Source organism: Mycobacterium sp., assembly GCF_036488105.1.
Taxonomy (GTDB): Bacteria; Actinomycetota; Actinomycetes; order Mycobacteriales; family Mycobacteriaceae; genus Mycobacterium.
Genome location: NZ_DASXHW010000407.1, coordinates 1 through 5,595, shown reverse-complemented (window position 1 = coordinate 5,595; position 5,595 = coordinate 1). Strand labels below are relative to the sequence as shown.

The following is a 5,595-nucleotide window of genomic DNA, read 5'->3' as shown; positions in this document are numbered from 1 at the left end:
GTTCCAGCCGTGGCGCTGGTACGTCAGCTACAGCCAGCGCCGCCTTCAGGGCTTCGGGATGGCAGACGCCGCCCGGCTCGCCTCCGGCCGCCCGTGCGAGCGGGAGAAGGCCTACGACGTGCCGGTGTGGGTACTCGGCCGGCAGGTCGCCATCGTCCGCGTTCCCGGTGCGTCCGCTGCCGGCGCGGAGGACTTCGCGCTCCGGTACGTGGCCGCGAACACCTACCCGCACGAGACCGCCGAGTCCGACAGGCCGCTGCCGGCATGCGGGCGCGAAGTCGTCCTGGTTCCGCTTGCCCGCGTCTTCAGCAAAGGAGGCGAGTAGCGGTGAGCTTTCTCCTGAGTGCCTTCAGCAGCATCTTCGATGCCCTGGCCGGGCGGGTCGCGGTGGCCGTGATTCTCTCCGCGATCGTGCTTGCCCTGGGAATCGCCGCCTTCCGGGTGGTCACCGTCAGGCGCGCCGAGCGGAAGATCGTGAACCGCCCGCGCAGGACGATGACCCCCGAGGACTGGCGGCGGCTAAACGAGCTTGAGGCCGAACTGGGCTGGGAACTGAGCGAGGTGCCCGCGTCCGCGAAGACGCCGCCTGCCACGGCAGGGAAGGCACGGAAGGCAGCCGAACCCGCCTGTCGCTGCTCTGACTCCGGATTCGGCCCCGGCTCGCTGATCCACGCCGTACCGGGGACGGCGTACTGCCGCAAGTGCGGGCGCACGTTCGAGACAGGGAAGGACGCCGAGGAACAGGACCAGTGGCAGCGCAAGCACGCGATCGGGCTCATGCTCGCCGCACGGGTGGACGAGGAGGTAATCCGCGCTGGCACGTTCACGGCTTCCGGGTTCGACGTTGGCGCCGCAGCGGCTCTATCCGGCAGCGGAACCCTGTCCGCTCCTGCGAGGGTCCGCGCCACACTTCCCCCGGCGCTCCGCGAGGCCACGATCGCCACGATGAAAACGGGCCGCACCTACTACACGGTTCCGTGGGCCATGCGCGCGGACGAGGACGGCAGCATGTGGCTCTGCCCGGACTACTCCGCCTATGCCATGCCCGGCGGCACGGTTTCGATGCGGGTAGAGCGGCACGCCGACGGCTACCACGCCTGGCTCGTTCCGGGCGAGACCTACGCGCCGCGAGCGCTCAGCCGGCGGCAGCTTGTGCCCGTGTCCGTACTAGAGGGGGAACGGTGAACGAGCGGCAGCGGGTTGCGAAGCTGACGATGACGGTGGAGTACGCAGACGGCCAGTCGGTCCGCATCGACGGCGAGAACCTGCTTGCCGACGCGGTATTCGACCTGGGCGCCGACTACGGCGACGTCGCGCTCGACGCCCAGGACGCGCCGGTGTCGATCCTGCCGGTGCGGTCGCGCCGCCTGAAGGTGGACATCACCCTTGACCTTCACGGCAAGCTAACCGTGAGCGACGGGAGCGCCGCGCCGTGAGCGTCCGCGTGAGCGAGTCCTACGTCACCCGCAACGGCCACCGCCGCACGGTGTCGGCGGGACTGGGAACCTGGCTTCTCGCCATCCTCGCCTACTGCACGGCGCGGGGCCTGATCGGCTTCTTCGTCATCCTCCCGGCCGCGCTCATGCTGGGGTGCCTGCTAGCTGAGCTTTGGGTGTGCGCCGCGATCGTCCTGTTCACGGTCACCGGGGCCGTGGCAGTGATCGCGGTTGCCAGACACGAGGCGAAGGCCGCGGACCTCACGTTCACGCGGCTGCGGTGGGGGCTGGTCATCGTCGGGCTGAGGGGAGCGACGCCGTGAGCGCCCTCATTCCCCTCGCCTGCGTGGCCGCCTACACGGCGCTGACCCTGGCCGCGGCCCGCTGGCGGTTCCGGGCGATCCGCCCGTACACGGAGCCGCTGTCCTGCACCACGCCGCTTTCCTGCCGGGACGGCGACCATTACGACTCGTGCTACCGCCGCCGCCGGGGAAGCATGATCAGCACCACCGGCGAGGGCGTGGTGTTCGCGCTGCTCACCGGCCTCGCATGGCCGCTTATCCTCCCGGCGATGGCAGTGAGCCGCATCGTCTCGGCCGGACCCCGCGTGCTGCCCGAGGAACTCGCCGCGCAGATCAAGCGGCTGGAAGCCGAGAACGAGCGGCTGAAGCTGGAGCAGGCGAAGGCGCGGCGATGAGCACGGACCTGACCGCACGCGTAGCGGAACTGGCCAGCAGGATCGAGGCAATGCTCGCCGAGGACGAGGCGCTGGCGGACCGCGCAACGGGCACAGAGTGGCTGTCGGGCATCAACTTCGTAGTCAGCGACGGCACGCAGGTCGCGGAGGCCGACTTAGTGAGGACGGCACACCACATCGCCCGCAACGACCCTGCCCGCACTCTCCGCCGCGTCAAGGCGACCCGCGATCTAGTCGCGGGCATCCTCGCCGAGCAGCACCAGAACGTTGACGGTGACCCGTGGTTCTCCTGCTCGCAGGCGGCCCGCGAGGACGGCGGCGAGCCTGGTTCCGCGTGTGCGGACGACGAGCGGGCCGGGAAGCCGTGCGATTGCGGCCGGGACGAGCACGTGGCCAAGATGCTCAGCATCATCGCGAGCGAGTGGGAGGACTCAGCATGATCAGCGCAACCGTGGCCGGCCACGCGAGCATCAACGGCAGCGAGTTCCACCCCACTGAGATCCGGTTCGAGGAATCGGTCGAGTACGCCCGCTCCGAGACCGCGGTCAAGCCCGACCCGGCGTGGGAGTACACCGACAGCAACGGCCACTTTCACGCGTTCGCCGAGGACGGCAAGACCCCGACGCTCACCGAGTACCTCGTTCACGTCGACTGCGACGGGTCATGCGGCGGTATCTGCGAGGGCGAGGGATACGACGAGCCGCACTGGAAGTGCGCCATCTGCGGGGAGGAAGTGGAGCCGGCGTTCATCCCCGATGACGACGCCCGTACGACAGGTATCCCCGTGGTGACCTCGCGGTCAGCGTCGGTGACCGTGCGCGGCACCGGCTCGCTGCCCCGGATCGGCCAGCAGGACAACGGCGACGGCACGTTCATCCTTGACGCCCGCCCCGCTCAGGTGTCCCTCCGTGCCCGCACGGGGGAAGGCGAGATGATCGGGACAGGCTACGCGTCCTTGTCGATGACCTACCGGGGCGGGCGGGCCGAGTGGACTATCACCACGTACGGCGCCCGGCTCCTGCCGCGCCTGGCTCAGCCGGATCAAGAGCTGGCGGCCACCGATGGCTGACGAGAGCTACGAGACCGGGTACCGCGAGGGAGCCAGCTCCCTGGTCGCCGACATCCGCGACCAGTTCACCGAGTACGCGGGCACCATGGACGACCTGCTTGACTTCTTCCGTACGGTTACCGGCGACCCTGACCTGCAATGGCCGGGCACGGGAGGCGGCGACGATGGCTGACGCCCCGAAGACCCCGACCTGCCCCCTGTGCGGCAAGCCGCCGCTGTTCGCGTTCGGCACCGAGCAGGCGTTCTGCGGCAATGACGACTGCACGCTGATCCTGTGGAACCCGTCGGTCACCCTTGACGAGAACCTGCTGGACGCGGGCGTTGTCCGGCTACCCGGCGAAGGAGGCGGATGATGGCCAGGTTCAAGAGGCTCACCGACGCCGAGGCCCGCACCCTGACGCGCCGCGAGCTGCTGGACAGGGTCGAGCTAGAGCAGAAGTACTGGTTCCGCAAGAAGCACCGCACGGCCGAGGAAGACGAGGCGTTCCGCGAGTTCACCCGCATCATGTACGCCTACCTCTCGCCCGCCTCGGTTGCCGAGGGAATGCAGGACATGATCGACCACATCAAGGGCCGTGGCCCCGGCGGGTACTGGGCCAGGCGATCGGGCGAGGAGGCCCCCGGCCTGCCCCCGGTGGACGAGAACCAGCGCGCGGGCCTTGACTACGCCCGCAGGGTCTTCGGGATCGGTGAAGCCGGTGACTGACCTCGCCACGGCGCTTGCCCAGTTCTCTGACTCCGTTGCCGAGCTCCGCAAGATCCGCGAGCACCGGGAATGGTGGAGGCGCTACGACCCTGTTGCCTACCTGTGGCTGCGCAGGGCCGAGCGGCGCGGCGCCATCGTGCCGTGGACCGAGCGGGAAGACGGCTAAGTCAGCCCATCTGCACGTGCATTTGCACCGTGCACGCGCCTATCCTTTGCCTATGGCCGCCACTTCCGCCCCTGCCGCACGCGCCGCCTCCCGGCGCAGGCTGGCGCGCCCGGTCATCTTCGGCCTCGGGGACGGCATGGTCAGCTTGCTCGGCACCGTCTTCTACTTGTCCGGCCACCAGTCCCTCGTCCTGCCCGGCGCGATCTCCGGCGGCCTCACCTCGGCCGTGTCGATGGCCGGCTTCGACTGGCTGAGTGACGACAACGACCGCGGGTTCGGCGAGTCGGCGATGCTCGGGATCGCCACGGGAACCGGCTGCGTGCTCCCGGCGCTGCCGTACGCCGTCTGCTCGGGTGCCGCCGCCATGGCCTCGTCGGTGGTCATCTGCCTCGCCCTCGGCGCAGGGATCGCCCTGTTGCGCCCCAACCGCGGCAAGGGCCTGTCGCTGCTCGAAACAGGCGGCGTCCTGGCCGCAGCGTTCGCCGTGGTCCTGCTGTGCGTCTCGTACCTGCCAGGCGGCGCGGCATGAGGCTCGGCCGGCTCCTCCTCCCGTTCGCGGCCGTGATCGCCGCCTACCTCGCCTACCGCTACGAGCACGGCCTCGCCCACTTCCTCGGCATCGACACGCAGGCCAGCCAGAACTACGACTTCGCCTCCGGTGTCGGCCCGATGCTCGTCACCGCCGTGTTCAGCGGCGGCGTGATCGTCTCCCTGTGGCACGGCCTGAACTGCGCCGAGCACGGGTGCTGGAGGATCGGCCGCCACAAGGTCAGCGGAACACCGTACTGCAACCGGCATCACGAGAACGCGCGCCCCGAGCGGACCGAGCTGGAAGTGCTGGAGAGCATCGAGCGGCTGCTGACGGCCGCGAGTCAGTCCTCCCGCACGTACCGGGGAGGCGGGGGCGCATGACGGTCCTCAACGCGCACCACAAGAGGGCGCTGTACGCGCTGACCATCACTCTCCTGCTCGACGTGATCCTCGGGGTGCTCTACGGCCAGGCCGACCGCATCCCCGTCGCCCACGGCCTGTACTGCGCACTCGGGACCGCTACCACGGTCGGCTGCGACACCGGGCCTGCCACGACGGCCGCCTACGCGCTCTCCGCGCTCATGATGCTGACCGTCGTCCCCTTGTTCGGCGCGGTGTTTTCATTCTTCACGACCGGGCTGACAGCTGACCATCTTGACCAGAAAGGGGCAGCCCGTGAGCCGTAAGGCAGACCAGCTCGGCCGGGTCGAGGCGTCCCTCACCCGGATCGAGGAAGCCGCCGCCGGGCACGCCTCCGCCTTCCGCGAGCAAGTCACGGCACTCCGCACAGAGGTCAGGGCCGCGATGTCAGCCGCCGACGCCGCCCTCGCCGCCGCGGACCGGGCGCATGCGGGAACCGAGAGCCTCCGCGCCGAGCTTGCCCTCATCCGCCACGCGGTAGCGCCCGCGGTACCCGACCCTGCCGCGCGGAGCACCCCTTCCCCCAAGACGGCGCCGGGCGGCGGGGCGACAGGGGAGGCGACCGCCGCC

The 5,595-nt window shown here is 69.9% G+C and carries 15 protein-coding genes; all 15 read left to right on the top strand.

The annotated features are described in order from the left end of the window. The coding region (locus VGH54_RS21750; RefSeq protein WP_331514167.1) for a hypothetical protein at positions 1-325 on the top strand (325 nt) is incomplete at its 5' end. A gap of 2 nt (positions 326-327) precedes the next feature. Beyond that, positions 328-1,185, top strand: coding sequence for a hypothetical protein (locus VGH54_RS21745; protein WP_331514166.1), 858 nt, complete (start codon positions 328-330; stop codon positions 1,183-1,185). After that, positions 1,182-1,436, top strand: a complete 255-nt coding sequence (locus tag VGH54_RS21740; protein WP_331514165.1) for a hypothetical protein — start codon at positions 1,182-1,184, stop codon at positions 1,434-1,436. The genes VGH54_RS21745 and VGH54_RS21740 overlap by 4 nt, the downstream gene beginning before the upstream one ends. Beyond that, positions 1,433-1,759 carry a hypothetical protein gene (locus tag VGH54_RS21735; RefSeq protein WP_331514164.1) on the top strand — a complete coding sequence of 109 codons (327 nt, stop codon included), beginning with the start codon at positions 1,433-1,435 and terminating at the stop codon, positions 1,757-1,759. Before VGH54_RS21740 ends, VGH54_RS21735 begins: the two co-directional genes overlap by 4 nt. Next, positions 1,756-2,133, top strand: a complete 378-nt coding sequence (locus tag VGH54_RS21730; protein WP_331514163.1) for a hypothetical protein — start codon at positions 1,756-1,758, stop codon at positions 2,131-2,133. Before VGH54_RS21735 ends, VGH54_RS21730 begins: the two co-directional genes overlap by 4 nt. Then, positions 2,130-2,573: a DUF6221 family protein gene (locus VGH54_RS21725; protein WP_331514162.1), complete on the top strand. Its 444-nt coding sequence runs from the start codon at positions 2,130-2,132 to the stop codon at positions 2,571-2,573. The genes VGH54_RS21730 and VGH54_RS21725 overlap by 4 nt, the downstream gene beginning before the upstream one ends. After that, positions 2,570-3,202 carry a hypothetical protein gene (locus VGH54_RS21720; RefSeq protein WP_331514161.1) on the top strand — a complete coding sequence of 211 codons (633 nt, stop codon included), beginning with the start codon at positions 2,570-2,572 and terminating at the stop codon, positions 3,200-3,202. The genes VGH54_RS21725 and VGH54_RS21720 overlap by 4 nt, the downstream gene beginning before the upstream one ends. Further along, positions 3,195-3,374, top strand: a complete 180-nt coding sequence (locus VGH54_RS21715) for a hypothetical protein (RefSeq protein WP_331514160.1) — start codon at positions 3,195-3,197, stop codon at positions 3,372-3,374. The genes VGH54_RS21720 and VGH54_RS21715 overlap by 8 nt, the downstream gene beginning before the upstream one ends. Further along, positions 3,367-3,555 carry a hypothetical protein gene (locus VGH54_RS21710; RefSeq protein ID WP_331514159.1) on the top strand — a complete coding sequence of 63 codons (189 nt, stop codon included), beginning with the start codon at positions 3,367-3,369 and terminating at the stop codon, positions 3,553-3,555. Before VGH54_RS21715 ends, VGH54_RS21710 begins: the two co-directional genes overlap by 8 nt. Then, on the top strand, positions 3,555-3,908 hold the full coding sequence (locus VGH54_RS21705; protein ID WP_331514158.1) for a hypothetical protein: 354 nt from the start codon (positions 3,555-3,557) through the stop codon (positions 3,906-3,908). Before VGH54_RS21710 ends, VGH54_RS21705 begins: the two co-directional genes overlap by 1 nt. Beyond that, a complete protein-coding gene (locus VGH54_RS21700) occupies positions 3,901-4,074 on the top strand; it encodes a hypothetical protein (RefSeq protein ID WP_331514157.1) in 174 nt (57 codons plus the stop codon). The genes VGH54_RS21705 and VGH54_RS21700 overlap by 8 nt, the downstream gene beginning before the upstream one ends. Before the next feature lie 52 nt (positions 4,075-4,126). After that, positions 4,127-4,603, top strand: a complete 477-nt coding sequence (locus tag VGH54_RS21695) for a hypothetical protein (protein WP_331514156.1) — start codon at positions 4,127-4,129, stop codon at positions 4,601-4,603. Then, positions 4,600-4,986 carry a hypothetical protein gene (locus VGH54_RS21690; RefSeq protein WP_331514155.1) on the top strand — a complete coding sequence of 129 codons (387 nt, stop codon included), beginning with the start codon at positions 4,600-4,602 and terminating at the stop codon, positions 4,984-4,986. Before VGH54_RS21695 ends, VGH54_RS21690 begins: the two co-directional genes overlap by 4 nt. After that, positions 4,983-5,291, top strand: coding sequence for a hypothetical protein (locus tag VGH54_RS21685; protein ID WP_331514154.1), 309 nt, complete (start codon positions 4,983-4,985; stop codon positions 5,289-5,291). The genes VGH54_RS21690 and VGH54_RS21685 overlap by 4 nt, the downstream gene beginning before the upstream one ends. Then, positions 5,281-5,595: hypothetical protein (locus VGH54_RS21680; protein WP_331514153.1), on the top strand; the 315-nt coding region annotated here is incomplete at its 3' end. The genes VGH54_RS21685 and VGH54_RS21680, both read left to right, overlap by 11 nt.

What these genes read in the sequence shown, in the direction of transcription:
- VGH54_RS21720 (WP_331514161.1), top strand. Translation starts at nt 2,570, where the DNA reads ATGATCAGCGCAACCGTGGCCGGCCACGCGAGCATCAACGGCAGCGAG.
- VGH54_RS21710 (WP_331514159.1), top strand. Translation starts at nt 3,367, where the DNA reads ATGGCTGACGCCCCGAAGACCCCGACCTGCCCCCTGTGCGGCAAGCCG.
- VGH54_RS21725 (WP_331514162.1), top strand. Translation starts at nt 2,130, where the DNA reads ATGAGCACGGACCTGACCGCACGCGTAGCGGAACTGGCCAGCAGGATC.
- VGH54_RS21685 (WP_331514154.1), top strand. Translation starts at nt 4,983, where the DNA reads ATGACGGTCCTCAACGCGCACCACAAGAGGGCGCTGTACGCGCTGACC.
- VGH54_RS21690 (WP_331514155.1), top strand. Translation starts at nt 4,600, where the DNA reads ATGAGGCTCGGCCGGCTCCTCCTCCCGTTCGCGGCCGTGATCGCCGCC.
- VGH54_RS21705 (WP_331514158.1), top strand. Translation starts at nt 3,555, where the DNA reads ATGGCCAGGTTCAAGAGGCTCACCGACGCCGAGGCCCGCACCCTGACG.
- VGH54_RS21695 (WP_331514156.1), top strand. Translation starts at nt 4,127, where the DNA reads ATGGCCGCCACTTCCGCCCCTGCCGCACGCGCCGCCTCCCGGCGCAGG.
- VGH54_RS21715 (WP_331514160.1), top strand. Translation starts at nt 3,195, where the DNA reads ATGGCTGACGAGAGCTACGAGACCGGGTACCGCGAGGGAGCCAGCTCC.